General features: G+C 52.5%; 18 protein-coding genes, 1 tRNA gene and 2 pseudogenes. 9 read left to right on the forward strand and 12 right to left on the reverse strand.

Translation table 11 applies throughout. From position 1 onward, the window contains the following. The first annotated feature begins 247 nt into the window (after positions 1-247). Positions 248-988, forward strand: a complete 741-nt coding sequence (gene pflA, locus SK32_RS08570; RefSeq protein ID WP_003035751.1) for a pyruvate formate lyase 1-activating protein — start codon at positions 248-250, stop codon at positions 986-988. A gap of 43 nt (positions 989-1031) precedes the next feature. Here the strand turns inward: pflA and SK32_RS08575 are convergent, their stop codons facing one another. The 10 genes and pseudogenes from SK32_RS08575 to lrp all read right to left on the reverse strand — a co-directional run bounded on the left by SK32_RS08575 (position 1032) and on the right by lrp (position 16366). Beyond that, positions 1032-2453, reverse strand: coding sequence for an amino acid permease (locus SK32_RS08575; RefSeq protein ID WP_005123567.1), 1422 nt, complete (start codon positions 2451-2453; stop codon positions 1032-1034). 216 nt (positions 2454-2669) lie between these two features. Continuing rightward, on the reverse strand, positions 2670-3818 hold the full coding sequence (locus SK32_RS08580; RefSeq protein ID WP_005123568.1) for an MFS transporter: 1149 nt from the start codon (positions 3816-3818) through the stop codon (positions 2670-2672). Positions 3819-4149: 331 nt separating this feature from the next. Next, on the reverse strand, positions 4150-5013 hold the full coding sequence (locus SK32_RS08585) for a dimethyl sulfoxide reductase anchor subunit family protein (protein ID WP_048212144.1): 864 nt from the start codon (positions 5011-5013) through the stop codon (positions 4150-4152). 1 nt (position 5014) lies between these two features. Further along, complete coding sequence (locus SK32_RS08590; RefSeq protein ID WP_005123570.1) at positions 5015-5632, reverse strand: DMSO/selenate family reductase complex B subunit; 618 nt, start codon at positions 5630-5632, stop codon at positions 5015-5017. 10 nt (positions 5633-5642) lie between these two features. After that, a pseudogene (dmsA, locus tag SK32_RS08595) lies at positions 5643-8076 on the reverse strand (dimethylsulfoxide reductase subunit A). Positions 8077-8312: 236 nt separating this feature from the next. Continuing rightward, a complete protein-coding gene (gene serS / locus SK32_RS08600; RefSeq protein WP_003836908.1) occupies positions 8313-9605 on the reverse strand; it encodes a serine--tRNA ligase in 1293 nt (430 codons plus the stop codon). A gap of 92 nt (positions 9606-9697) precedes the next feature. Beyond that, a complete protein-coding gene (gene rarA, locus SK32_RS08605) occupies positions 9698-11041 on the reverse strand; it encodes a replication-associated recombination protein RarA (protein ID WP_048212145.1) in 1344 nt (447 codons plus the stop codon). Between the two features lie 10 nt (positions 11042-11051). Further along, positions 11052-11663 carry an outer membrane lipoprotein periplasmic chaperone LolA gene (gene lolA / locus SK32_RS08610; protein ID WP_048212146.1) on the reverse strand — a complete coding sequence of 204 codons (612 nt, stop codon included), beginning with the start codon at positions 11661-11663 and terminating at the stop codon, positions 11052-11054. Between the two features lie 111 nt (positions 11664-11774). Next, positions 11775-15737, reverse strand: a complete 3963-nt coding sequence (gene ftsK, locus SK32_RS08615) for a DNA translocase FtsK (protein WP_048212147.1) — start codon at positions 15735-15737, stop codon at positions 11775-11777. A 134-nt stretch (positions 15738-15871) separates the two neighbouring features. Beyond that, positions 15872-16366: a leucine-responsive transcriptional regulator Lrp gene (gene lrp, locus SK32_RS08620; RefSeq protein WP_002439523.1), complete on the reverse strand. Its 495-nt coding sequence runs from the start codon at positions 16364-16366 to the stop codon at positions 15872-15874. 617 nt (positions 16367-16983) lie between these two features. Here lrp and trxB point away from each other — a divergent pair. The 5 genes from trxB (at position 16984) to infA (ending at position 22809) form a co-directional block, all read left to right on the forward strand. Continuing rightward, positions 16984-17952 carry a thioredoxin-disulfide reductase gene (gene trxB / locus SK32_RS08625; RefSeq protein WP_005123580.1) on the forward strand — a complete coding sequence of 323 codons (969 nt, stop codon included), beginning with the start codon at positions 16984-16986 and terminating at the stop codon, positions 17950-17952. A 114-nt stretch (positions 17953-18066) separates the two neighbouring features. Continuing rightward, positions 18067-19833, forward strand: coding sequence for a heme ABC transporter permease/ATP-binding protein CydD (cydD, locus tag SK32_RS08630; protein WP_048212148.1), 1767 nt, complete (start codon positions 18067-18069; stop codon positions 19831-19833). Next, positions 19834-21555: a heme ABC transporter ATP-binding protein/permease CydC gene (gene cydC / locus SK32_RS08635; RefSeq protein WP_048212149.1), complete on the forward strand. Its 1722-nt coding sequence runs from the start codon at positions 19834-19836 to the stop codon at positions 21553-21555. Positions 21556-21599: 44 nt separating this feature from the next. Beyond that, entirely contained in the window at positions 21600-22304 is a 705-nt protein-coding gene (gene aat, locus SK32_RS08640) for a leucyl/phenylalanyl-tRNA--protein transferase (protein WP_048212150.1), read from the forward strand. A 286-nt stretch (positions 22305-22590) separates the two neighbouring features. Next, the gene (gene infA / locus SK32_RS08645; RefSeq protein WP_002211347.1) at positions 22591-22809 is read left to right on the forward strand and encodes a translation initiation factor IF-1; all 219 of its coding nucleotides are present in this window, start codon (positions 22591-22593) and stop codon (positions 22807-22809) included. A 78-nt stretch (positions 22810-22887) separates the two neighbouring features. Here infA and SK32_RS08650 read toward each other — a convergent pair whose 3' ends face one another. Next, positions 22888-23799: a LysR family transcriptional regulator gene (locus tag SK32_RS08650; protein ID WP_048212151.1), complete on the reverse strand. Its 912-nt coding sequence runs from the start codon at positions 23797-23799 to the stop codon at positions 22888-22890. A gap of 108 nt (positions 23800-23907) precedes the next feature. Here SK32_RS08650 and SK32_RS08655 point away from each other — a divergent pair, with 108 nt between their 5' ends. The 3 genes and pseudogenes from SK32_RS08655 (at position 23908) to SK32_RS08665 (ending at position 25684) form a co-directional block, all read left to right on the forward strand. Beyond that, on the forward strand, positions 23908-24768 hold the full coding sequence (locus tag SK32_RS08655; RefSeq protein ID WP_048212152.1) for a pirin family protein: 861 nt from the start codon (positions 23908-23910) through the stop codon (positions 24766-24768). Positions 24769-24784: 16 nt separating this feature from the next. After that, a pseudogene (locus tag SK32_RS08660) lies at positions 24785-25448 on the forward strand (hydrolase). Between the two features lie 148 nt (positions 25449-25596). Further along, positions 25597-25684: transfer RNA gene (locus tag SK32_RS08665), tRNA-Ser, on the forward strand. A 142-nt stretch (positions 25685-25826) separates the two neighbouring features. On the opposite strand, the gene rlmC is transcribed toward SK32_RS08665, so the two are convergent. Continuing rightward, a complete protein-coding gene (gene rlmC, locus SK32_RS08670) occupies positions 25827-26954 on the reverse strand; it encodes a 23S rRNA (uracil(747)-C(5))-methyltransferase RlmC (RefSeq protein WP_048212153.1) in 1128 nt (375 codons plus the stop codon). Positions 26955-26971 lie beyond the last annotated feature (17 nt).

The raw sequence follows: 26971 nt of genomic DNA on the forward strand, positions 1-26971 counted from the left end.
TTTTAATAGCCTGCTTTGTCAGCTATCTATACTTATATACTCGATGGATTTCGAGTTGCATTGAGGCAGCAACGGAGTGAATCCCCTGGAACGTACAGAAGTACGTGACTGGGGTGAGCGAAGGAAGCTAACAAAGATGCAGCTTGAAAGACGAAAAGTATGGATATCAGCCAAAACAGACTCGACACAGTTAATAACTGTGCACTAACACTGGCCCCGGATGGGCCACACCTGGAGAAACACCGCAATGTCAGTTATTGGTCGCATTCACTCCTTTGAATCCTGTGGCACTGTAGATGGCCCGGGCATCCGTTTTATTACCTTCTTCCAGGGCTGCCTGATGCGCTGCCTGTACTGCCACAACCGTGACACATGGGATACGCACGGCGGTAAAGAAGTCACCGTCGATGAATTAATGAAAGAAGTCGTGACCTATCGTCACTTTATGAACGCATCCGGTGGTGGCGTAACGGCATCCGGCGGAGAGGCCATTCTCCAGGCTGAATTCGTCCGTGACTGGTTCCGCGCCTGTAAGAAAGAAGGGATTCATACCTGCCTGGATACCAACGGTTTTGTTCGCCGTTACGATCCAGTGATTGATGAACTGCTGGAAGTCACCGACCTGGTGATGCTCGATCTCAAACAGATGAACGATGAAATCCACCAGAACCTGGTCGGCGTATCTAACCATCGTACGCTGGAGTTCGCTCGTTATCTGTCTAACAAAGACATCAAAGTGTGGATCCGCTACGTTGTCGTGCCTGGCTGGTCCGATGATGATGATTCAGCACACCGTTTGGGTGAATTTACCCGTGATATGGGCAATGTCGAAAAAATTGAACTGCTGCCATACCACGAACTTGGCAAACACAAATGGGTGGCAATGGGTGAAGAGTACAAACTCGACGGCGTTAAGCCGCCGAAAAAAGAGACCATGGAGCGTGTGAAAGGTATCCTTGAGCAGTATGGTCACAAAGTGATGTACTAAGCTTTGTGGTGGGTAACGAACCTGTTACCCACCCCATTTCCCCTTAACGCCCTCTCCTTGCCAGCAGCGGGAAAATCAATCCCAGCCCAACCAGCACAAACGGCGTCACAATGTTCAACGTGAGCTGGAATGTCCACTCTGGAGTAAAGGCTTCCATTTTCGGAAAGATCCCCGTGAGGCAAGCAAACGCAGTAAACGCAAAACACCAAATTCCCACCGTCATCGCCAGAGAGCGGTTACGAATGAAGACATATTCCGGTTTATATTTCTGCGCCAAACGAATAACGGCAATAAATGCCACAAACACCCACAGATAGCGCAGAGGCATCACCACTGAATTCAGATTCAGTAGCCATTTATACAAATTGTTCATGTCTCCGATACCCAGCGTTGGCAACATAATCAAAATGGCCACCAGCACCAGTGTCAGAATATAGCCATTCACCGGTGTACCAGAGGCATTGGTTTTACACAGGCTTTCAGGAATATATTTGCGATCAGCATCGCCCAGTAAAACTTTAAGCGGAGCATCAATAGAAAACACCAAAGCCGCAATTTGACCTAACGTGTTGGCAACTGCATAAATAACCATCAATGTGTTACCCATGCCGTAATACTCCCCGAGTTTCTGGAAAGCGTAATACTGGCCATTAGTCATTAAGTCATCAGGAATATGCTGAGAGTCAAACATCATCCCCATTGCCAGAGAACCCAGGATCGCGCACACCGCCACCATAACCGCCAGAACTAACATCCCTTTCGGGAACTCTTTGCCAGGGTTACGCGTCTGGTTAACGTATGGAGAGATTTTCTCCGCGCCACCGACCGCAAAGACCAGCATCGAGATCGTTGTAATATAGGTAAAATCGATGTGCGGGATAAAAGATTCCCAGGTGATATTGGTTGTGGCGATTTGCACATCAGTAATCGCCGGGGCGGTGACGGCCATTACGACATACAGAATGGACATCACAAACATCGCAATCCCCGCAACCGATCCAACGATTTTAAGCGATTTCATGCCACGGGATGCAACCCACATGAAAAAGACAAACAGCGCTAACGTCAGCCCCTGCAACGCCACCACGGTATACTCTTTAATCAGCGAACCATCGCCTTTCAGCGCCCACCCCAGCGCAATCAGAATAGCCTGTGGCTTTTGCGCCAGATAAGGGATATGCACCACCCAATAGGTCCACGCTGCGAGATAAGCCAGTCCCGGTCCCATTGTGTGTTTAATCCATGTACTAACCCCACCCTTACCGTCTTTAAACGTGGAGCCAAGTTGTCCGACAATCAGTGCATAAGGGATAAAATAGAGGGCGAAAATAAATATCCATGAAGAAACAACCACCAATCCCTGATTAGCATAGTTGTTTACAACGTTGCCGAATCCCCATACGGTAATAAAAGACATTAATGCGATGTTGTACCACCGCAATTGTTTTTCCTGCACACTTGCCATTGGCGATCCTTCGTAGACGCTATTTTTGATAATCAATAGATGAAGCGAGGGATTATGCGCGGTAAAATGGCCAAGCGGAAACGGCAGAATGTAAAACTATAATCTTCTGCACATTTTATTTTCAGGAAAGAATAGCGATGATTAAATAAAACAGGCTCCCATAAAGTATACATAAACAACATGTATGGGAACCTGTTTTTATCCTGTTAAATCAAATCAGATATGCGCCACAGAATTCGGTGTATGCCCTGTCTTACGCAGCAGCATCAGTAAATAAATAAACGATACGCTGGCAATCATGATAAACAGTAAACTGTCAGAATAATTTTGCATCAGCATGGCGGTAAATGACGGCCCAAGCAGGCTACCCACGGTATAGCTTAATAACAATGCCTGGTTCATAGCGACCAACTGATGATGTTCTACTTTCTCGCAGGCCCAGGCCATCGCAACCGGATAAAGGGTGAAACCTGCCGCGCCCAGCATAAACAATGCAGGTGCCATTGCCGCCTGATTCAGCATAGCGATACTCCCGACGATCACCACAAAGACCTGAACGCGCAAAACCAGCAAGCGACCTAACTTATCGGCCAGACGACCAATTGGCCATTGTCCCAGAATACCTGCACTGACCAGTACCGCCATCCAGAAACCAATGCTGGCATTGCTGACACCCTGATGGTTGAGGTACAGCGGCATCAGGCCATACAGCGACCCCAGCACAATCCCGGAAATAATGCAGCCATTCACGCCCAGACGCGCCTGGCGAAGCTTCAGCATAGAGACAATGGGGGTTGACTGTTGTTCATCACCCTGCTGATTCACAATGCGGGTAAAGAGCAACGGTAATACTCCGGCAAGGATAGTGCCGGTCACCCACGGCAGAACATTCATTAATTCTGTCGAGACTTTACTGACCAATAATTGTCCTAAAAACGTCCCTACGTAATAGACCATCATATAGGCGGCAAGTAAGCGTCCACGGTTACGCGACGTCCCGCTGCACATCAACGCACTTTCCACCACCACCCAGATCATGGCACAACCGATACCCGCAATAAAACGCCAGGTCATCCAGCTCCAAAAACCTACCATGACGCCCAGTCCGACACAGCCCGCAGCAAAAATAAGCGAGGCGATGTAATAGCTGCGGTTAAAACCGAGGTGTTTAATTAAGTACCCGGTCAGTAACGTCCCAACCAGATTTCCGGTGAAATAGGACGAACTGACCACTCCTACCTGCCAGGTTGGCAGATTTTCATGGGCGAGCCAAAGCGGGACGAGCGTGTTTAACACGGCGATCGCCAGGGTCAACAGAAGCAGCCCGCACAGCAATAGCATAACGGGACGGGTATAGGTGGACATGAATAAAAACCGTGAGGAAGTTCAAATTTCATGCGCATCATGCCACTGCAAAAAACATTGTCAATCGGCGCAATCAGGGGCCTGAGGCGCTTTCAGGGGGATCGATTCGTATTACTGATTCTTAATGCGGATTGATAAAAAATGGGAAATTACATCTATTTGTTTTAATTGATCTAAAACAAAATTGCCCCGCTACGTTCAGTCGAAAAAATTCATGGATAATAGGCATCTTTTATTTGTGGGATGACCATATTAACGCCTTATCCGACCTACACGTTCAGTACTGTAATGTGTAGGCCGGACAAGCGCGATGCCATTCGGCATTTTCAGGTTAGCTGGCGACCGCCATGCCGACCGTCATATGCAGACCATAGAACACGCCGCGGCCAATCAGCTCACCGACTAACAGCAGAATAAACGCGACGGAAAGCAGCGGTATTGCCGGCTGGTAACCTTTCACCTGCGGAACAATCCAGCAGCACAACGCTAAAGCCAGTGCCACAATCCGCCATGCCATCAGCGAACCGTAATCGGGCACCAGCGCAGATGCCTGCTGAATTGAGCTGTGGATTGTCGCCAGCTCGGCGCCCTGCATCACGGACATGATGCCGCTCACAACCAGCGCAAGCACTGAAATAGCAGGCAACAGTCGCATCGCCCAGCCGTCAATTCCGGCAACGCGTAATAGCAGATATCCCAGCAGCGGACCTCCCATGAACAGCGTCAGGAAGAACCCAACCGGCGTCCAGACACTATACCAGGTAGGCACCGTATCAATAGTGTTATATACGCGCACCATCATCCAGACAAAAACTACGCCCAGCACCATGGTGAGAACTAACCACAGATTGCGTAATGCTGGTGACATTTTTTTCAACACCGCCAGTAACCAGCCAATACCACCAACGGCAAAGAAGATCGAGCCGCTGGCGATTTCGTTACTTAGCGCGGAAGAACCGACACGGTTGAGGGAGTTAAACGCCCGCATCGGTGAGCCCAGATGAAGCATGGAAGCAATAAAACCGATGCCCATCAATACCCACAGGCCAAACATGCAGGCAATCACACGCTGTTGTGAATCAGGGCGTAAGTCCCCTTTCATCAGCGCCAGCGCCAGAACGATAAAGCCACCCACAACACACTGCCCGAAAACAGTGAAGATCATCAGCGGCCATTCATGCCATCCACTTCCCATCTTACACCTCCTTCGGATTAGCCAGATAACCCGTGGTATCCCCGGTAGGGCGGCTATTGGCATTTGGTTTGATGACGATGCTCGGTTTGGTAAAGTGCGCGCCAGGGAGCGGCGCTACCGCGGCCAGGGTGCCGTGTTTTTTACGCAGTTCCTCTATCGGGCCGAAGTCCAGCGCACGCAGCGGGCAGGATTCGACACAGATGGGTTTCTTACCCTCAGCAACGCGTTCATGACAGCCATCGCACTTGGTCATGTGTCCTTTGGCGGCATTGTATTGCGGCGCGCCATACGGGCAGGCCATGTGGCAATAGCGACAGCCAATGCACACATCTTCATCCACGACCACAAAACCATCTTCACGTTTGTGCATCGCGCCGCTTGGACACACCTTGGTACAGGCCGGGTCTTCACAGTGGTTGCACGCAATGGAGAGGTAGTAGGCGAAAACGTTCTGGTGCCAGACACCGTTATCTTCCTGCCAGTCACCGCCGGCGTATTCGTAAATACGGCGGAAACTGACGTCCGGCGTTAAATTTTTGAAGTCTTTGCAGGCCAGTTCGCAAGTTTTGCAACCGGTGCAACGGCTGGAATCAATAAAAAATCCATACTGGGTTGTCATCGGTTACTCCTTACACCTTTTCAACCTGAACAAGGTTCGTATGTGATGGGTTCCCCTTAGCGAGAGGAGAAGGTCGCTGGGTCGTCAGCACGTTAATACAACCGCCCTGATCCACGCGTTTCACATCCGGGTCATACCAAGCGCCCTCACCCAGCGCTACTACGCCAGGCATCATACGTGGGGTAACTTTAGCCTCAATATGCACTTCGCCACGGTCGTTAAAGATACGTACCTTGTCACCGTTGTTAATACCACGTCGTTGTGCATCCATCGGGTTAATCCACATTTCCTGGCGACAGGACGTCAACGTTGCCATAGGTCGAGTGGACGCGAGATTTATAATGGAAGCCCGTTAATTGCAGAGGGAATTTTTCCACCAGTGGATCGTTTAAGCTTTCAAAGCCCGGAGTATAAATCGGTAATGGATCGATCACATCGCCTTCCGGCAGTTCCCAGGTTGCAGCGATTTCTGCCAGCGCTTGAGAATAAATTTCAATCTTACCTGACGGCGTGGTAAGCGGATTGGCTTTGGGGTCCTCACGAAATGCTTTATACGCCACGTGATGTCCTTCAGGATCACGCTGCTTAAAGATGCCCTGCTTACGGAACTCTTCAAATGTCGGCAGTTCCGGTATAGCCTTGCGCGACTGTTCATACAGATGACGCATCCACTCTTCCTGAGTACGGCCTTCCGTGAACTGTTGCTCGACGCCAAGGCGTTTCGCCAGCTCGCTGGTCATTTGGTAGATAGTCTTGCATTCAAAGCGTGGTTTGATCGCCTGATCGGTGAAAATCACGTAGGACATATTCCCGCAAGATGCATCCAGCGCGAAGTCCATCTGCTCAGAGGCCGTGCAGTCCGGCAGCAGAATATCGGCATATTTCGCCGAGGAGGTCATATGACAATCGATAACGACGATCATTTCACACTTCTTATCATCCTGCAGGATTTCATGCGTGCGGTTGATATCAGAGTGCTGGTTAATCAGGCAGTTACCGGCATAGTTCCAGATCATCTTAATCGGAACATCGAGCTTATCCTTACCACGAACACCGTCGCGCAGCGCCGTCATTTCCGGACCACGCTCAATCGCATCCGTCCACATAAACATTGAGATACTGGTTTCGACGGGGTTTTCCAACGTTGGCATACGCTCAAACGGTAAATCGTATGATCCCTCACGTGCACCGCTGTTGCCGCCGTTAATACCAACGTTGCCGGTCAGAATGGCCAACATCGAAATGGCACGGGTCGCAATCTCACCGTTGGCGTGACGCTGCGGCCCCCAACCCTGGCTAATGTAGGCGGGTTTCGCGCTACCAATTTCACGCGCCAACTTAACAATTCGATCAGCAGGAATACCGGTTATCTGCGCAGCCCATTCCGGGGTCTTCGCGATACCGTCTTTACCCTGACCGAGAATATACGCCTTATAATGACCGTTCTTCGGCGCGCCCGCCGGGAGAGTTTTTTCGTCATAGCCCACGCAGTACTTATCGAGGAACGGTTGATCAACCATATTCTCGCTGATCAGTACATAGGCAATACCGTTAACCAGTGCTGCATCTGTACCCGGTCGAATGGGAATCCATTCATCTTCACGACCCGCGCCGGTATCCGTGTAGCGGGGATCGATTATGATCATGCGGGCATTGGATTTCTGCCGCGCCTGTTCAAGGTAGTAGGTCACCCCACCACCGCTCATACGAGTTTCACCTGGGTTATTACCAAACAGGACAACGAGCTTACTGTTTTCAATGTCAGACGGGCTGTTACCGTCAGCCCATCCGCCATAGGTATAGTTCAGTCCTGCCGCGATTTGCGCAGAAGAATAATCCCCATAGTGGTTCAGGTAACCGCCGCAACAGTTCATTAAACGTGCCACCAGCGTTTTACCCGGCGGCCATGAGCGCGTCATCGTGCCGCCCAGCGTGCCGGTGCCGTAGTTCAGATAGATAGACTCGTTACCGTAGTCTTTAATCAGACGCTGCATATTGCTGGCGATGATATCGTAGGCTTCATCCCAACTGATGCGCTCAAATTTACCTTCGCCGCGTTTGCCGACACGCTTCATTGGGTATTTCAGACGATCGGGATTATAGACGCGACGGCGCATAGAGCGCCCACGCAGACAGGCGCGTACCTGGTGCAGACCGTCATAGTTGTCATCACCGGTGTTGTCGGTTTCGACATACTTTATTTCACCGTCTACCACATGCATACGCAGCGGACAGCGGCTACCACAGTTCACCGTACACGCGCTCCAGATCACTTTCTCATTAATCTGTGTTGGATTGAGGGCTTCTGCGGCATTTGCGATACGGGTAAATGGCAGGGTAAACGCGCTACTGGCCACCGCCAGTCCGCCTATCGCCGTCGTTTTCACCAGACCGCGGCGACTAACCTCAGCTGCCAGTACGGCATCGGGGATCTTAGTTTTCATAGTGGCTCACTCTGCTGCTCACAATAAACAAAAAGGGAATGTTCGTTGTATAGTCGTTTATATATCGATACTATCGTTATACAGACCGTTATATATCGAATTTATGCAAAGACAGAGATAAATACTGACTTTCATTCGAAGGCAGTATTACCACTAATGGAGTAAGGGTTATTGTCCGGCATCAAACGGGCGTAAAAAAAGCGCCCTGAGGCGCTTTTTTAGCAAGGAAAAATGACTTAACCGATGAATTCCAGGCCATTCATGTACGGACGTAATACTTCCGGTACCTGAATACGGCCATCAGCTTGCTGGTAGTTTTCCATAACGGCAACCAGCGTACGTCCCACTGCCAGACCAGAGCCGTTCAGTGTATGCACTAAACGTGTTTTCTTGTCAGATTTGCTACGACAACGCGCCTGCATGCGACGAGCCTGGAAATCCCACACATTGGAGCAGGAGGAAATTTCACGATAGGTATTCTGTGCAGGGATCCACACTTCCAGATCGTAGGTTTTGCATGCGCCGAAGCCCATGTCGCCTGTGCACAGGATGATCTTGCGATACGGCAGCCCCAGCAGTTGCAGGACCTTCTCAGCATGGCCGGTCATCTCTTCCAGCGCGTCCATCGAATCTTCCGGACGAACAATCTGCACCATCTCGACTTTATCGAACTGGTGCATACGGATCAGACCACGAGTGTCACGACCGTAAGAACCCGCTTCGGAACGGAAGCACGGCGTATGCGCAGTCATTTTGATCGGCAGCGCATCTTCGTCGATGATTTCGTCGCGTACCAGGTTGGTCAGCGGCACTTCCGCCGTTGGGATCAGCGCATAGTTGCTGCTGTCAGCTTCTTCATCCAGCGGACGCGTATGGAACAAGTCACCAGCAAATTTCGGCAGTTGGCCAGTGCCGTACAGCGTGTCATGGTTAACCAGATACGGGACGTAGTTTTCGCTGTAACCATGCTGCTCAGTGTGCAGATCCAGCATAAACTGAGACAGCGCACGGTGCATACGCGCGATCTGCCCTTTCATGACAACAAAACGAGAGCCGGTCAGTTTAACCGCAGCGGCGAAATCAAGACCCGTGTGCATTTCACCCAAGGTAACGTGATCGCGCACTTCGAAATCGAACTCGCGCGGTGTACCCCAGCGGCTGACTTCAACGTTGTCATTTTCATCTTTACCCACCGGAACTTCGTCCGCTGGCAGGTTAGGAATGGTCAGCGCAATATCGCGGATCTCGGCCTGTAAGGTATCAAGTTCAGCTTTCGCGGCATCCAGCTCTTCGCCCAGTTTGTTCACTTCCAGACGTAAAGACTCGATATCTTCCCCGCGCGCTTTTGCCTGGCCGATGGATTTCGATCGAGAGTTACGCTCTGCCTGCAGGTTTTCAGTTTGTACCTGCAGAACTTTACGACGCTCTTCAAGAGCGCGCAGCTTATCTACATCCAGCTTAAAGCCCCGGCTTGCCAGTTTTTCTGCGACTGCGTCTGGCTCATTACGCAGCAGATTGGGATCGAGCATGCTTATCCTGTGCTTATCGAATTAAAATAGGAGAAAGTGACCACAGCCTGCGGTCACAGGGATACATCGACAACATTACCGCAACAATAACACTAACGGTAGCGTTTTATAGGGCTATTTTGATCCTGTCCGGCGAGCCAGGCGAGCTTTTCGCCAATCTTGCCTTCAAGACCTCTGTTTGTCGGGTGATAATAGCGCGTTTGTGCCATTTCCTGCGGGAAGTACTCTTCTCCGGCAGCATAGGCATTTGGCTCATCATGAGCGTAACGATATTCCTGACCGTAGCCCATCTCTTTCATCAGCTTCGTCGGCGCATTACGCAGGTGGACAGGCACGTCGTAATCCGGACGTTCCCGGGCATCAGCCAGCGCGGCTTTAAAGGCGGTGTAAACCGCATTACTCTTCGGCGCACAGGCCAGATAAACAATCGCCTGAGCAATCGCGCGTTCACCTTCCGCTGGCCCCACGCGGGTAAAGCAATCCCATGCGGAAATCGCCACCTGCATGGCGCGAGGATCGGCATTGCCTACATCTTCAGAGGCAATCGCCAGACAACGACGGGCAACGTACAGCGGATCGCCGCCAGCGGTGATGATACGCGCATACCAATAAAGCGCCGCATCCGGAGCGCTTCCGCGAACTGACTTGTGTAATGCGGAGATGAGATCGTAAAAACGATCGCCTTTATTATCGAAACGCGCGCTGCGTTCACCAGCAATTTCAGTGAGCAACTCTGCTTTCAATACGCGCTTGCCGGAATCATCAACTTCGGCCATATCGGCCATCATTTCCAGCGTATTCAGCGCCCGGCGCGCATCACCATTAACCAGTTCGGCAATCGCCCGACGCGTCTCCGGCGGCAGTACGATATCCTGGCCGCCGTAACCCCGCGCTTTGTCTGACATCGCCTGGTCCAGCACCTGTTCAATATCGTCGGTGGTTAATGATTTCAGTAAGTAAACGCGTGCGCGTGACAGCAGCGCCGAGTTCAGCTCAAACGAGGGGTTTTCAGTGGTCGCGCCAATAAACGTGATGGTACCGTCTTCAATATGCGGTAAAAACGCATCCTGTTGGCTTTTATTAAAACGGTGAACTTCGTCCACAAACAGGATCGTACGCCGGCCAGCGTTACGGTTCTGACGCGCACGCTCAATCGCTTCACGAATTTCTTTTACACCAGACGTAACCGCCGAAATACGTTCAACATCGGCGTTGGCGTAACGGGCAATCACTTCGGCAAGCGTGGTTTTGCCCGTCCCCGGCGGCCCCCATAAAATCATGGAGTGCAGGTGCCCGGCCTCAATAGCACGTGGCAAAGGTTTGCCCGCAGCCAGCAGATGCTGCTGGCCGATATACTGCGCTAAATTTTCTGGCCGCATACGCGCGGCCAGTGGCTGAAAAGTATTATCAGAAAAGTCGAGCGACAGATTGCTCACTCACACGCCTCTACTTACGTTGATCGTCAACCGTTACACCTTGCGGCGGGGTAAAGGTGAATTTGGAAGGTTCGATCGCACCATTCTGCTGAGATTTCAGCTGATACCTGCTGCGCTGATCGTCTTGTTCAATGGCGCTAAACTGGTGGATCGTCCCGTCACGCCCAACATTGATCGTAAACTGCTTCAGGTTACCGCTGCTGGTTTTAGGTGTCAGCACGAAATCATCGCCGTTTTGCTTAATGTTGTACTGCTGCCAGTCGCTGGCCTGGTTACGCGCGATCAGCATGAACGGCGTATTGCCCGTGGCGTCTTTCAGCCAGGTCGCCGTCGCCTGTTCAACAAACGGGTTAAAGAACCACAGCGTTTTCCCATCGGAAACCAGGATGCTTTCGTCAGGCTGTGTCATATGCCAGTTAAACAGATTCGGACGTTTAACCCATAAATCACCCTGGCCTTCCTGCACCGCTGCGCCGCTACCATCCGTTACCTTCTGGGTAAAACTGGCGTGGAAGCTGCTGACTTTATCCAGACGGCTTTTCAGGTCGCTGGCGGCGTCAGCCCAAACGCTGCTCACCACAAAGCTCGACAGTAATGCACAGGTGATTGCGATTCTTTTCATCGTTATTCCTCAAAATACGTCACTCCCAACGGGGAGCTCCTTCTGCTATCCATTTCAGGCCAAAAATCAGCATGAGGAAAGTAGAAAATACTGAATTACTTAACTTTGCAATCAATCAAAGGGCGGTGGAGCCAGCACTTCACGATTGCCATTATGTCCCTGCTCACTGACAATTCCCTGCGCTTCCATCTGTTCAATGATGCGCGCCGCACGGTTATAGCCAATGCGGAACTGGCGCTGGACGCCTGAGATGGAGGCTTTGCGCTTCTGGGTAACAAAATTCACCGCCTGATCGAACAGCGGATCCAGCTCTTCCCCACCGTCAAAACCACCACCACCACCTTCACTCTCGGTGTCTGAGGTGATGCCTTCCACGTACTGTGGACGACCACGCGCTTTCCAGTCCTGCACGACCGCGTGAACTTCCTCATCGCGCACAAAAGCACCATGTACACGCACTGGAATCGTTGAGTTTGGCGCAGAATAGAGCATATCACCCATGCCTAGCAGGGATTCAGCCCCCCCCTGATCAAGAATGGTACGAGAGTCAATCTTACTCGACACAGTAAACGCTATACGCGTCGGGATATTTGCTTTGATAAGCCCAGTGATAACGTCAACCGACGGACGCTGGGTTGCCAGCACCAGGTGGATACCTGCCGCACGCGCTTTTTGCGCCAGACGGGCAATCAGTTCTTCCACTTTTTTACCGACAGTCATCATCAGGTCAGCAAATTCATCGACCAGAACCACAATATACGGCTCTTTTTTCAGCACCGGATGGGTGACATCCATGCTATCGCCTGGTTTCCAGTACGGATCCGGGATTGGACGTCCCATACGATCTGCTTCCGCAATCTTCTCGTTGTAGCCCGCAAGGTTACGCACTCCCAGCGCTGACATCAGCTTATAGCGGCGTTCCATTTCATTAACGCTCCAGCGCAAGGCATTGGCTGCGTCTTTCATATCCGTAACGACTTCAGTCAGCAGATGCGGGATACCTTCATAAACCGACAGCTCGAGCATTTTCGGGTCGATCATGATAAAGCGAACATCTTCCGGCTGCGCCTTGTAGAGCATGCTGAGGATCATGGCGTTGACCCCAACAGATTTACCCGACCCCGTGGTACCTGCCACCAACAGATGCGGCATCTTGGCCAAATCGGCAGTCACAGGTTCACCAGCAATGTCCTTGCCGAGAACGACAGTAAGCGGTGACGGATTATCACGGAATTTCGCGTTATCCAGTACTTCACGCAGATAGACGGTCTGGCGTTTTTTGTTCGGTAACTCCAGTCCGACATACGGTTTACCTGGAATAACCTCCACTACACGAACTGCTGCGGTTGATAGCGAGCGCGCCAGATCTCGGGAAAGGTTAGAAATACGCGCAGCTTTAACACCCGGTGCCAGATTTAGCTCAAAACGGGTAATCACCGGTCCGGGCGAGTAGTTCACCACATCGGCTTTAATACGGAAATCAGCCAGACGCGCTTCCACCAGACGCGCCATTTGCTCCAGCGCGAATGTATCTATTGGCTCAACTTCCGCCGGTGGTGGGGTGAGCAGATCCAGCGATGGCAGCAGTGTCGTCGGACGCTGTACAGGGCGGCTGTCGCCATTACGCATCAATAACGGATGGATCAGGCTTTCCTGCGGCGGCGGTGTGACAGGCTGCGGCGGCTGCTGATAGTGCTGCTGCGGTGCGACAGGCTGCGGTGGCTGCTGATAATGCTGCTGCGGTGCAACAGGCTGCGGCGGCTGCTGATAATACTGCTGCGGTGCAACAGGCTGCGGCGGCTGCTGGTAATGCTGCTGCGGTGCGACAGGCTGTTGATACTGTGGCGCAGGTTCCGGCATCACGCTGGGGGTAAACAGCGGCTCATGCGGCCCCTCATCCACTAACGCTTTCATTGGTGAGAATTCAAAATCATCAAGCGAGAATGGATTCGCCCCGGCAGGCTGTGCGCCGGAATAACGTTGCTGTTGGGAAGAAGCGAACTGACGCGCCAGTTTCGCTTCTGCGGCTGAATCTTCGTCATCAGTGTGATTGGTATCATCCTGATACTCTTCGCCATAGCGGTGCTGCTGCGACTGGGCAAACTGACGCGCCAGCTCATCCTGCTGCATTGCATCAATTTCATCGTCACTGTATTGCGCGTCCGAATCAAGCTGCTCTTCGCGCGCTTTCTCTTCCGCCATACGTTGTGACGGCAACTTAATGCCATATGAAGCCAACTCACGGCGTGTCGGGACACGCACACGATTAGGGCGCGGCAGTTGAGGGCCAATTCCCTCTTTCACCTGCGGACGCGGCGCACCGCCACCCGCAAGGCTAAAGACAGGCGCTACGGCAGCGGCTCCCGCTCCCAAAGCGGCACTTTTTACACCTGCGGCCAGAGGCGCAACGGCAGCAACAGACTCAACGGGAGGTATGGATGCTGTTGGCATAGACGGTGCAGCGGGTTTCACCCGCTCAGGCTCTTGCACGGGTTCTGGAATCGGCTGATACCAGGCAGCTAGCTGCTCACGCTCACGCGCGCGTTTTTCTTCCACTTCTTCAAAATAGTAGAGCGGTGGACGTGCTGGCTTCACCTCTTCAACGACAGGCTCAGGCTCGGCGACCGACGGCTGTTCCACCACGGGCTGCTGATGAACCACGGGTTGTTGCTGCACGGTGTCTTGATGATAGACAGGCTGCGGTTCAAGCGGCGCACTCTGCTGGTAAACCGGTTCTGGTTGCCAGGCGGGCTCCACCACTGGCTCAGGTGCTTGCCACGGCATTGCCGGTTGCGGCATCGTCGGCTGTTCATAGCCAGCTTCGGCAACTGGCGGTACAGAATATGGCATCTGCGGTTCAACCGGGGCAGGTTGCTGCCAGGGTTCATAAGGCTGAACCGGCGGCTGCGCGTACTGAACGGGCTGTGGGTAACCTTCCGGCGCTGGCGCGATAACCGCTTCACCGGTTTGCGGAGCCGGTGCGGATTGCCATGCCACAGCAGGAGTGGGTTGCTCTAAAACGGTTCCCGGTACTGACGCAGGTTGCAACAGCGGGTCGACTGGCGCACTCCAGGCCTGAGTTGTCGCAGTGGCAGTGGCGGCCGCCGCCGCGGTGACCGGCTCAGTCACTGAATGGCCGTTTAATAGCGGGTCGAATTCATCGTATTCAGGCAATGCGGCACGATTGCCAGAGAACAACACATCATCAGGATCGGCTACAACGCCACGCGCGCTGTATTCAATTTCGTCTTCATCATCCATGCGCTTGCCGGAGAACAGCGCGGCATCAGTGTGACGCCCAAGTGGATTGGTGAACTTCTCTGCCAGCCGTTTACGGCGCGCTAACGCTCCGCGCAGAATACGTGCCCGTCGAGATTCATGTGGGGTGCCATCAACGGCGTCGACCGACTCTTCATCATCTTCATATTCTTCGTCATCAACCCAGGTATCATCGCGACGAGTACGATTGCTGGCAAATGTCAGAATATTCAGTAACCAGCCACCCAGTTTTTCGGCAATGCTCACCCATGACCAGCCCGTAAACAGCGTTAAACCCGCGGCCCAGATACATAACAGCGCAAGCGTACCGCCACTGCTGTGCAGCAGGGGTTGCAGCGTAGTACTGAGCAGGCTGCCAATAACGCCGCCAGAGGCAAAATACCAGATGTCATCGGCATTGATTGCGGCAAGCCCGCAAGAGGTGAGGATCAGCGCCAGAACGCCAATAATACGCAGCGATACGGCGAAGTAATCGACGTATTCGTCGCTGGCCTGATGTCGCCAGGCAAACCAGCAGCCACCGACGATTATCACGGGGATAGTGTAAGCCATGACACCAAAAATGAAGAACAGCGTATCCGCCAGCCATGCTCCGGGTATTCCGCCCAGATTATGGATAGGCTCGTGCCATGCGGTTTGCGACCAACTGGGGTCCGAAGGGTTAAAGCTGAGTAATGCTGCCATCAACCAGACGGCAAAAAGGGCAATAAGAATCAGCAACGCTTCCAGAAGTCGGCGCCCGCTGCTTAACTTCGTCAATGTGACGTCTTTGTCTTCAGTGTATTCCTGGCTCAAAAACGGCTCTCCAGGTTTCAGGCTTTTCCTGCCCGATGCTAAAACGGACAACAGCACCGGGTTACCCCGGCACTGTTGCTGTATGGATTAACAGGAGTGTAATCAAACTGCGTCGATTTTGCACCTGTTCCGTGTTAGCGCGTCTTAATTACCAGACGATTGCTCTGTTTGACTTCTTCCATTACCACGTAAGTACGTGTGTCATTCACGCCAGGCAGACGCAGCAGGGTTTCCCCCAGCAGCTTACGGTATGCCGACATATCCGGTACGCGTGTTTTCAGCAGATAGTCGAAATCACCGGAAACCAAATGACACTCTTGAATTTCTTCAAGTTTTTGTACTGCAGAGTTAAATTGCTCAAACACATCCGGGGCGCCACGATTCAGAGTAATCTCAACAAAAACCAGAAGTGATGCATCCAGATAATGCGGGTTTAACAGCGCTGTATAGCCCTGAATAAAACCCTGTCTTTCCAACCGACGCACACGCTCAAGGCAGGGCGTTGGAGAAAGTCCCACTCGTTTTGAAAGCTCGACGTTAGAAATACGCCCATCCTTTTGCAGCTCATTAAGAATGTTACGATCGATACGGTCGAGATCTTTGCCAGGGCGCTTCTTACTATCTACCATTATTATTGTCTCTCTGTATTCCTTCCCTACTCCTGCCTGACTCTATTAACATCACTGTTCAGAGTCGCTACCCATCACAATAAACCGCAACCCAGAGGGATTTACGGTGCGCAATGCCTGGGTTTATGGTGAGAAGACCGTTGCCTGTCGGCGGCTATCGACATCACGAATTGCATCTGTCCACACCATGCGTAGATTTCACTAACCCGGTAAACATGGTATCTACATGCATGATTATGCAGCATATACATGACACAGTTTTTTCTTCCTTGAATGTTTTCGCAAAACAGCAGGTGATTGTCAAAGCAAAACATCGATTTTTAGTACAACATGCCAGTTATTCATTGGGAGTGATGGAAAATCGTCATTTTATCACCTTATAACTGACCGATTTTAAGTAGAAATCATTATATCTCCGTCATAGTTCACGTCGCCTGTGCGTTGGCTTCACGCGGGCCCCCAACTCGAATAAATTAGAGAGGCGCATTACCCTCAATTTTGCCCATCATCGGTTTCCGCTATTACACATATTGTTAACAAAATCGCCATACTCTTTTTTTACGACTGCAAATTCCCTACAATCCTGCCCATTGCCTACCAACAACTATGGGGATCTCATGGGCACGACCAAACACAGTAAACTTCTTATTCTGGGTTCAGGCCCTGCGGGCTATACCGCCGCCGTCTACGCTGCGCGTGCAAACCTGCAGCCGGTGCTGATTACCGGTATGGAAAAAGGTGGTCAGTTGACCACGACAACAGAAGTGGAGAACTGGCCTGGCGATCCAAACGATCTCACTGGCCCGCTGCTGATGGAGCGCATGCACGAGCACGCAACGAAATTTGAAACGGAGATCATCTTCGATCACATCAGCAAGGTAGATCTGCAAAACCGCCCTTTCCGTCTCACCGGAGACAGTGGCGAGTACACCTGTGACGCACTGATCATCGCCACTGGTGCTTCAGCACGCTATCTGGGCTTACCTTCAGAAGAAGCCTTTAAAGGCCGCGGCGTCTCCGCCTGCGCAACCTGCGACGGTTTCTTCTATCGTAACCAAAAAGTTGCGGTGATCGGCGGCGGCAACACCGCTGTGGAAGAAGCGTTGTACCTGGCGAATATCGCCTCCGAAGTTCACTTGATTCACCGCCGCGACAGTTTCCGTGCTGAGAAAATCCTCATCAAACGTTTGATGGATAAAGTTGAAAACGGCAACATCGTGCTGCACACGCATCGCACACTGGAAGAAGTGACTGGCGATCAAATGGGTGTAACCGGATTGCGTCTGCGCGATACGCAAAATACTGACAACGTTGAATCTCTCGACGTCGCCGGATTGTTTGTCGCCATCGGCCACAGCCCGAACACGGCTATTTTCGATGGTCAACTTGAACTGGAAAACGGCTATATCAAAGTTCAGTCCGGTATTCACGGCAATGCGACACAAACCAGCATTCCTGGTGTGTTCGCTGCCGGTGACGTGATGGACCATATTTATCGTCAGGCGATTACCTCAGCTGGCACAGGTTGTATGGCCGCCCTTGACGCTGAACGTTATCTCGACGGTCTGGCGGACGCCTGCAAATAGTTTTTACAAATCAGTAACAAAAGTAAAAAAGGCGACTATAAGTCGCCTTTATTTTTGCCCCGTTGTAACATTGTCCTGCCCAAAAATTCCAATAACTCACCTGCTAAGCGTGCAATGAATAAAACCCGTCAAAAAGAGCTTACCCGCTGGTTAAAACAGCAAAGTGTCATTTCTCAACGCTGGCTGAATATTTCACGCCTGTTGGGGTTCGTGAGTGGCCTGTTAATTGTCGCTCAGGCCTGGCTCATGGCTCGGATTCTGCAGCACATGATCATGGAAAATATTCCCCGTGAAGCGCTGCTGTTCCCTTTCGTCGTGCTGGTCTTGATTTTTATCCTGCGGGCGTGGGTTGTCTGGTTACGTGAGCGAATAGGGTTTCACGCGGGTCAACATATTCGTTTTGAGATTCGTCGCCAGGTTCTGGACCGTCTGCAACAGGCGGGGCCAGCATGGATACAGGGGAAGCCTGCCGGAAGCTGGGCCACGCTGATTCTGGAACAGATTGACGATATGCATGACTACTATGCGCGTTATTTGCCGCAAATGGCGCTTGCGGTATGCGTCCCGCTATTGATTGTGGCTGCCGTTTTCCCGTCAAACTGGGTTGCAGCCCTTATCCTGCTGGGAACCGCACCACTGATCCCTCTGTTTATGGCAATGGTCGGTATGGGCGCTGCCGATGCCAACCGGCGTAACTTTCAGGCACTTGCCCGACTCAGCGGTCATTTCCTCGATCGCTTGCGCGGCATGGAAACACTGAGAATTTTTGGTCGCGGCGAAGCGGAGACGGAAAGCATCCGGGCTGCATCGCAGGATTTCCGTCAGCGCACGATGGAAGTGCTTCGCCTTGCATTCCTGTCTTCGGGCGTGCTGGAGTTTTTCACTTCGCTCTCTATTGCCCTGGTAGCCGTGTACTTCGGTTTTTCTTATCTCGGCGAGCTTGATTTCGGCCACTACGGAACCGGCGTCACGCTGGCGGCAGGTTTCCTGGCGCTGATTCTGGCACCGGAATTTTTCCAGCCGCTGCGCGATCTGGGGACGTTTTACCATGCCAAGGCGCAAGCGGTAGGCGCTGCCGACAGCCTGAAAACCTTTATGGAAACCCCGCTCGCGCATCCTGAGCGTGGCGATATTGAGCTGGCAACCAAAGACGCGGTTTCAATTGAAGCCGAAGATCTGATCATCACCTCACCCGAAGGCAAAGTCCTGGCTGGTCCGCTTAACTTCTCCCTACCCGCAGGCCAGCGCGCGGTGCTGGTTGGGCGTAGTGGTTCCGGTAAGAGCTCGTTGCTGAATGTCCTGTCCGGTTTTCTCTCGTATCAGGGCTCATTGCGTATTAATGGCTTCGAACTTCGTGACTTGTCGCCTGATGCCTGGCGTAAACAACTCTCATGGGTCGGGCAAAACCCGCAGCTTCCGGCTGCTACATTGCGCGAAAATGTGCTGCTGGCATGCCCTGATGCCAGCGAAGAACAGCTACAGGCCGCGCTTGATAGCGCCTGGGTCAGTGAGTTTTTACCGCTGCTTCCTCAGGGTGTGGATACCCCTGTGGGCGACCAGGCAGGCCGACTTTCTGTCGGGCAAGCGCAGCGTGTTGCCGTTGCCCGTGCCTTACTCAACCCGTGTCAGTTACTGCTGCTCGACGAACCCGCAGCCAGTCTTGATGCTCACAGCGAACAACGTGTGATGCAGGCGTTGAATGCGGCATCGCGCCGCCAGACCACGCTGATGGTTACGCACCAGTTGGAAGATCTTGCCGACTGGGACGCTATCTGGGTCATGCAAGACGGTCAGATTGTCGAACAAGGTACCTACGCGCAACTTAGCGCAGCCAGCGGGGCTTTTGCGACATTACTGGCTCACCGTCAGGAGGACATCTAAATGCGCGCTTTGCTACCCTATCTGACGCTGTATAAACGTCATAAATGGATGTTAACACTGGGGATCGTTCTGGCGATCGTTACATTATTGGCAAGCATTGGTTTACTGACGCTTTCAGGCTGGTTCCTGTCTGCTTCGGCCGTTGCCGGTGTCACCGGGATTTACAGTTTTAACTACATGCTTCCGGCGGCTGGCGTTCGCGGGGCGGCAATTACCCGAACCGCAGGTCGTTATTTCGAACGACTGGTCAGTCACGACGCGACGTTTCGTGTATTGCAGCATCTGCGTATTTACACCTTCAGCAAATTGCTGCCGCTCTCCCCTGCCGGGCTCGCCCGATACGGCCAGGGCGAACTGCTCAACCGCGTTGTGGCGGATGTCGACACGCTCGATCATCTCTATTTACGCGTGCTCTCCCCGCTGGTTGGCGCGTTTGTCGTTATTGTAGTAGTCACGCTAGGGTTGAGCGTTCTCGATCTCACGCTCGCCATCACCCTTGGCGGTATTATGCTGCTGACTCTGTTTATCTTGCCTCCGTTGTTTTACCAGGCGGGTAAAAGCACCGGGCAGAACCTGACGCATCTGCGCGGGCAATATCGCCAGCAGTTGACCTCCTGGTTACAGGGTCAGGCTGAGCTGACCATTTTTGGCGCCAGTGAACGCTACCGCGCTCAAATGGAAGCCACCGAGCTGCAATGGCATGAAGCCCAGCGTCGTCAGTCCGAATTAACGGCCTTATCTCAGGCTGTCATGCTGCTGATTGGCGCTCTGGCTGTGGTGATGATGTTATGGATGGCTTCAGGTGGCGTAGGCGGAAACACTCAACCAGGCGCACTGATAGCGTTGTTTGTGTTCTGCGCGCTGGCTGCTTTCGAAGCGCTGGCCCCTGTTACCGGCGCATTTCAGCATCTCGGCCAGGTGATTGCTTCAGCACTACGTATTACCGAACTGACAGAACAACAACCAGAAGTCACCTTCCCGGATACGGAAGCTACCGTTTCGCAACAGATTACTCTGACATTGCGTGAGGTGTCTTTCAGCTATCCAGGGCAAACACAAAAAGCTCTGGACACCCTTTCTTTGCTCGCTAAACCTGGTGAACACATTGCGATTCTGGGTCGGACAGGCTGTGGGAAATCAACGTTACTGCAATTATTGACCCGTGCATGGGATCCACAACACGGCGAAATCCTGATTAACGATCGTCCGATTTCAACGCTGAACGAAGCCGCATTGCGCCAATGCATCAGCGTCGTACCACAGCGAGTGCATCTGTTCAGTGCGACATTGCGCGATAACCTGCTGCTGGCTGCGCCACACGCCAGCGATGAAGCGTTATCCGGGATGCTGTGTCGTGTCGGTCTGGAAAAACTGCTTGAAGGTGATGGTCTCAATGCCTGGCTGGGTGAAGGCGGTCGTCAGCTTTCAGGCGGAGAGCTACGCCGTTTGGCTATCGCGCGAGCTTTGCTGCACGATGCGCCGCTGATGCTTCTGGATGAACCTACTGAAGGTCTGGATGCGACAACGGAAAGCCAAATGCTTGAATTGATTAACGATGTGATGCGCAATAAAACCGTACTCATGGTCACACATCGCCTGCGCGGACTGTCGCGATTTAATCAAATAATAGTGATGGACAACGGACGCATAATTGAGCAAGGTAATCACGCAGATCTGTTAGCCAGGCAGGGGCGTTATTACCAGTTTAAGCAACGTCTGTAAGCTATTATTGAACGATCCAACTCGCGTAGTGGAGTTTTGCTGTCATGCGCCTGGTGCAACTGTCCCGCCATTCTATCGCCTTCCCCTCACCGGAAGGCGCTTTACGCGAGCCTAACGGTTTGTTGGCGCTGGGGGGCGATCTCAGCCCTGCCCGCCTGCTAATGGCCTACCAGCGCGGTATTTTCCCGTGGTTTTCTCCTGGCGACCCTATCCTCTGGTGGTCGCCCGACCCACGCGCCATTCTCTGGCCTGATAAATTTCACATAAGTCGCAGCATGAAGCGCTTTCATAAAAATTCGCCTTATCGCGTGACGCTCAATTACGCGTTTGGTCAGGTCATTGAAGGATGTGCAAACGACCGGGAAGAAGGCACCTGGATAACGCATGATGTCGTGGATGCCTATCATCGGCTGCATGAACTTGGACATGCGCACTCTATTGAAGTATGGCGGCAAAATGAATTAGTCGGCGGGATGTACGGCGTTGCGCAAGGTACTCTTTTCTGCGGTGAATCGATGTTCAGTCGCCAGGAAAATGCCTCCAAAACCGCACTGCTTGTTTTTTGCGCTGAATTTATCCGTCAGGGCGGAAAATTAATTGATTGTCAGGTGTTAAATACCCATACCGCGTCGCTGGGAGCCATTGAGACTCCGCGCAGGGACTACCTTGAACATTTAAGCAGGCTACGCCAGCAGCGCCTACCGAGCCACTTCTGGGTGCCCAGGACGTTATTTTCGCCTCAGGAGTGAATGTTTTCGGCACATTTTTTGTCGGGGTGTTATAATTGGTGCCGCAGAGTCGGTTTAGCCCATTACCCCGCCGCCGTTAAGGAACAGTTCGCGTCAGGCAACGCCTATCGTTTATCTCATCGTTCCCTTACACGTTGCGCTTTTAGTGCGGCTTTGTTGTGTGCGGTTAGAGTAATGCGCCAAACCCGATTTGCTGCGTTTTAAACGCACAAATCTTTACTTATTAAAAGAACTTCGGCATTATCTTGCCGGTTCAAATTACGGTAGTGATACCCCAGAGGATTAGATGGCCAAAGAAGACAATATTGAAATGCAGGGTACCGTTCTCGATACGTTACCTAATACCATGTTCCGCGTAGAGTTAGAAAACGGTCACGTGGTTACTGCACACATCTCCGGTAAAATGCGTAAAAACTATATCCGCATCCTGACGGGCGACAAAGTGACTGTTGAACTAACCCCGTACGACCTGAGCAAAGGCCGCATTGTCTTCCGTAGTCGCTGATTGTTTTAACGCCCGAATGGCGTCCAGATAATAAAAGGTCGGTTTAACCGGCCTTTTTTGTGGACTGATATTACGTATTTAATCCTCGATCATTCGTGCATATTCTTCCGTGAGGAAATCCACCAATGCACGAACCGACGGCAATAACCCCCTGCGCGATGGAAAAACCGCGTGAATGATCTCTCGCTTTGGTTCCCAACCGTCGAGTAATGCCACCAGCTCGCCTGCGGCTAATTGATCTTTGACCATCAACTGCGGAAGTTGCACAACTCCCACACCGGCAACGGCAGCTTCACGTAGCGCCAGCATATCGGTGGTGATCATTCGTGGCGTGAAATGTACCTCCGCACGAGCTTCCTGCGGGCCAAATAACTCCCAACGATGCACATGTTTACCCGAGGCCAGGCTTAACCCCGGCCAGCGAGTCAATTCAGCCGGAGAATGTAGCGCGCCCATTTTCTCGATTAGCTGCGGACTGGCATACAAACGATGCCCCCTGTCCGCCAGCACCCGCATCACCAGGTCGCTATCTTCAAATGGTCGAGGCCTGACACGAATCGCCACGTCCAGACCTTCTCCAACGACGTCAACACGGCGGTTCGTGGCCTCGAGTTGCACAGATACATCAGGGTAACGCGCCATAAAACGGGCAAGCATGGGTCCGATATGCACGTGCAGCAACGTAACCGGGCACGTCAGCTTCACAATTCCACGCGGTTCAACCTGTAGCGCAGCAATGGCATCCTGCGCTGCCTGCGCTTCCACCAGCATTGCCTTACAGTGTTCGTAGAACGTTTGCCCAACTTCAGTAACATTAAACTGCCGGGTGGTTCGCTGAATCAATCGCACCCCCAGCCTCTCCTCCAGTTGTGCAATTCGGCGGCTCAGCTTTGATTTCGGTTCATCAAGCGCCCGACCCGCCGCCGCGAATCCTCCTTCCTCTACAACATGCACAAACCATGCAAAATCATTGAGATCTGGCTTCGTCATCTAATTGTCCTATTTATGAGACAGTGAGAATTATTTTAGCTACTACTCAGCTCGCTGTCATGAATATAAGCTTATTCACATCAAGATAACGCCACTGAGGAGACACAAATGAAACACGTAACAGGCGTCTACACCGCACCTCGCCCGCACTGGGTTGGCGATGGATTTCCGGTTCGCTCGATGTTTTCTTACCAGTCTCATGCTGAGCAACTAAGTCCGTTCCTGCTGCTGGATTACGCCGGTCCACATACGTTTACGCCGGGTAACGAAAAACGTGGCGTGGGCGAACACCCTCACCGTGGTTTCGAAACGGTGACCATCGTTTACAGCGGTGAAGTTGAACATCGTGACTCAACCGGTCGCGGTGGGATTATCGGCCCAGGCGACGTGCAATGGATGACTGCAGGTGCAGGCATTTTACACGAAGAATTCCATTCTCCGGAATTTACCCGGAAGGGTGGCGAGCTGGAAATGGTGCAACTTTGGGTCAACCTACCAGCGAAAGACAAAATGGCCGTACCCGGATATCAGGGCATTAGTAGTGATGTTATCCCTACTGTCGCGCTGCCAGATGACGCCGGCACTCTCCGTGTCATTGCGGGCAGCTATCAGGAAACAAAAGGTCCGGCACATACCTTTTCGCCGCTGAATGTCTGGGATATGCGTCTGCAGCGTAATCATCAGTTCACGCTGTCTCAGCCGGAAGGATGGAGCACCGCGCTGGTCGTACTGAAAGGCAACATTACCGTAAACGGCACCACGCCCGTCAGCGAGGCACAGCTGGTGGTGTTAAGCCAGCAGGGTAAAACATTGCATATTGAAGCCAGTAGCGATGCCAGCGTATTGCTGTTGTCAGGCGAACCGTTGAATGAGCCGATTGTGGGTTACGGTCCGTTTGTCATGAACACGAAACAAGAGATCGCAGAAGCCGTACGCGATTTTAACTCCGGCCGCTTTGGCCAAATCTGAATCAAAGGAGAATACTATGTCCAGCCCTGCAAACTTTAATGGTTCACGCCCGGTCATTGATGTAAATGATTCCGTTATGCTGCTTATCGATCACCAGAGCGGACTTTTCCAAACCGTAGGCGATATGCCAATGCCAGGCTGCCGCGCTGGCTAAAATGGCCTCCCTGGCGAAGATGCCGGTGATTACCACCGCATCAGTACCGCAGGGACCGAACGGCCCGTTGATCCCTGAGATCCACGCCAATGCGCCTCATGCTCAATACGTGGCGCGTAAAGGCGAAATCAACGCCTGGGATAACGAAGACTTCGTGAAAGCGGTCAAAGCAACAGGTCGTAAGACGCTGATTATCGCCGGTACCATCACCAGTGTTTGCATGGCTTTCCCAGCCATCAGCGCGGTTGCGGAAGGCTACAAAGTTTTCGCAGTGATCGACGCTTCCGGTACTTACAGCAAAATGGCGCAGGAAATTACCCTGGCACGTGTCGTTCAGGCTGGCGTAGTTCCGATGGATACCGCCGCCGTTGCTTCTGAACTGCAGGGAACATGGAACCGTGAAGATGCAGCAGAGTGGGCAGAAGTGTACACGAAAGTATTCCCGGCATATCAGTTGCTGATTGAGAGCTACAGCAAAGCCCAGGAAGTCGTCACCAACGGTGAAAAACTGGACTCTCAGCGCTAATCCTCTCCCCCACGCCTGTCCGGGTGGGGAATATGTACATTGCGTGACCAAACGAATATGAACATGTAAATTCTGCTTGACCGTTTTAGCGCAACTCCCTATAGTAGCGCCCCGTTGCCCCCCATGTGGTCAGGCAGCAATACAATATGGTGAGGTGTCCGAGTGGCTGAAGGAGCACGCCTGGAAAGTGTGTATACGGCAACGTATCCGGGGTTCGAATCCCCGCCTCACCGCCATATTCGAGAAAGAGCTCGTACGCAAGTACGGGCTTTTTTTTCGTATGTTGCATTTGCCGGATGCGGTGCAAGCACATTATCCGGCCTACGAATGACGAACAACCTGTAGGCCTGATAAGCAAAGCGCCATCAGGCATGCCATTTATCGCCGAGTAAGCAGCGTCAACACTTCGTAGTGTGCTGTGTGCGGAAACATATCGAAAAGCTGGACGCGTTCAATGCGATACCCTGGCAACTCACGAATATCCTTCGCCATGGTTTGCGCATTACAGCTGGAATAAATGATAAAACGCGGTGCCATGTGGGAAAGAAAATCACACAGCGGTTTGCCAATTCCCCGACGCGGTGGATTCACCAACACCAGGTCCGGTACTTCGCCCTGAGCGGTAGCAAACTGGGTTGAGTCCAGCGCCTGAAAATGCAGGTTCTGTAACCCAAGCTCCTGCGCAGACTGTTTCGCGCAGGTAATCGCCTCTGGCGCGATTTCAATCCCCGTCAGTTTCATTTGCGGTGTAGCACAGTGCAGACCAAAACCCCCAACGCCGCAAAACAGATCCCACATGTGATTAACCGGAAGCTGACGCACCCAGTCGCGCGCCGTGGCATACAACTGTCCTGCCACCACCGGGTTAGTCTGGAAGAAACTCTGCGGGCGGATCCACAACGGTACATCGTTAAAGCGTTCCGCCAGCGCCTGTTGTTCCGTCAGGAAGATTTCTGTCTCCCCTTCCATAATCGCCATATGCACCGGCTGAATATTGGCAGTGATTACTTTCAACTGTGGGAGTTGTGCCTGCAGCCAGGGCAGCGCCGCGCGCAGCTGTGCCAGTTTTGCTTCAGAACGCAGGACAAAACGCAGCATTATACCGCCATCAAACTGGCTTTCCGTTAACAGCAGATACTTCAGCTCCCCGCGTTTACGCGCCACGTTATAGGGCGTCAGCCCCGCGCGGGCGATAAACGGTTTGAGAGTGGCAAACACGGGCGCAAAAGACTCAGGATAAAGCGGGCAGTCGCACAAATCCTCCGGCGTACCGTCACGATGCAGCATGCCCAACAGCGGTTTCTCCACGCTGCCGCTAACCACCATTTTAGCTTTATTACGAAAAGCGCTTTCCGGGCCGCTGACCGGCGCGCACCATTCTCCGACCGGATAATCGGCCAGCAGATTTTGCAAATCGGCTGTTTTGGCGAAGAGTTGATCGGCGACAGGCTGTGCTATCCACTGACAGGAGCGACAGCGTTCGGCGTCATAAAGTGCGCACTGCATACAAAAACCTACAAATT

This window comes from Citrobacter sp. MGH100 (genome assembly GCF_001034465.1).
Taxonomy (GTDB): domain Bacteria; phylum Pseudomonadota; class Gammaproteobacteria; order Enterobacterales; family Enterobacteriaceae; genus Citrobacter; species Citrobacter youngae.

Bases quoted from the DNA above. Each gene is read 5' to 3' on its own strand.
- pflA (WP_003035751.1), top strand. From the start codon at position 248: ATGTCAGTTATTGGTCGCATTCACTCCTTTGAATCCTGTGGCACTGTA.
- serS (WP_003836908.1), bottom strand. From the start codon at position 9,605: ATGCTCGATCCCAATCTGCTGCGTAATGAGCCAGACGCAGTCGCAGAA.
- SK32_RS08590 (WP_005123570.1), bottom strand. From the start codon at position 5,632: ATGACAACCCAGTATGGATTTTTTATTGATTCCAGCCGTTGCACCGGT.
- SK32_RS08580 (WP_005123568.1), bottom strand. From the start codon at position 3,818: ATGTCCACCTATACCCGTCCCGTTATGCTATTGCTGTGCGGGCTGCTT.
- lrp (WP_002439523.1), bottom strand. From the start codon at position 16,366: ATGGTAGATAGTAAGAAGCGCCCTGGCAAAGATCTCGACCGTATCGAT.
- infA (WP_002211347.1), top strand. From the start codon at position 22,591: ATGGCCAAAGAAGACAATATTGAAATGCAGGGTACCGTTCTCGATACG.
- SK32_RS08655 (WP_048212152.1), top strand. From the start codon at position 23,908: ATGAAACACGTAACAGGCGTCTACACCGCACCTCGCCCGCACTGGGTT.
- cydC (WP_048212149.1), top strand. From the start codon at position 19,834: ATGCGCGCTTTGCTACCCTATCTGACGCTGTATAAACGTCATAAATGG.
- SK32_RS08585 (WP_048212144.1), bottom strand. From the start codon at position 5,013: ATGGGAAGTGGATGGCATGAATGGCCGCTGATGATCTTCACTGTTTTC.
- lolA (WP_048212146.1), bottom strand. From the start codon at position 11,663: ATGAAAAGAATCGCAATCACCTGTGCATTACTGTCGAGCTTTGTGGTG.
- trxB (WP_005123580.1), top strand. From the start codon at position 16,984: ATGGGCACGACCAAACACAGTAAACTTCTTATTCTGGGTTCAGGCCCT.
- SK32_RS08650 (WP_048212151.1), bottom strand. From the start codon at position 23,799: ATGACGAAGCCAGATCTCAATGATTTTGCATGGTTTGTGCATGTTGTA.
- aat (WP_048212150.1), top strand. From the start codon at position 21,600: ATGCGCCTGGTGCAACTGTCCCGCCATTCTATCGCCTTCCCCTCACCG.
- cydD (WP_048212148.1), top strand. From the start codon at position 18,067: ATGAATAAAACCCGTCAAAAAGAGCTTACCCGCTGGTTAAAACAGCAA.
- rlmC (WP_048212153.1), bottom strand. From the start codon at position 26,954: ATGCAGTGCGCACTTTATGACGCCGAACGCTGTCGCTCCTGTCAGTGG.
- SK32_RS08575 (WP_005123567.1), bottom strand. From the start codon at position 2,453: ATGGCAAGTGTGCAGGAAAAACAATTGCGGTGGTACAACATCGCATTA.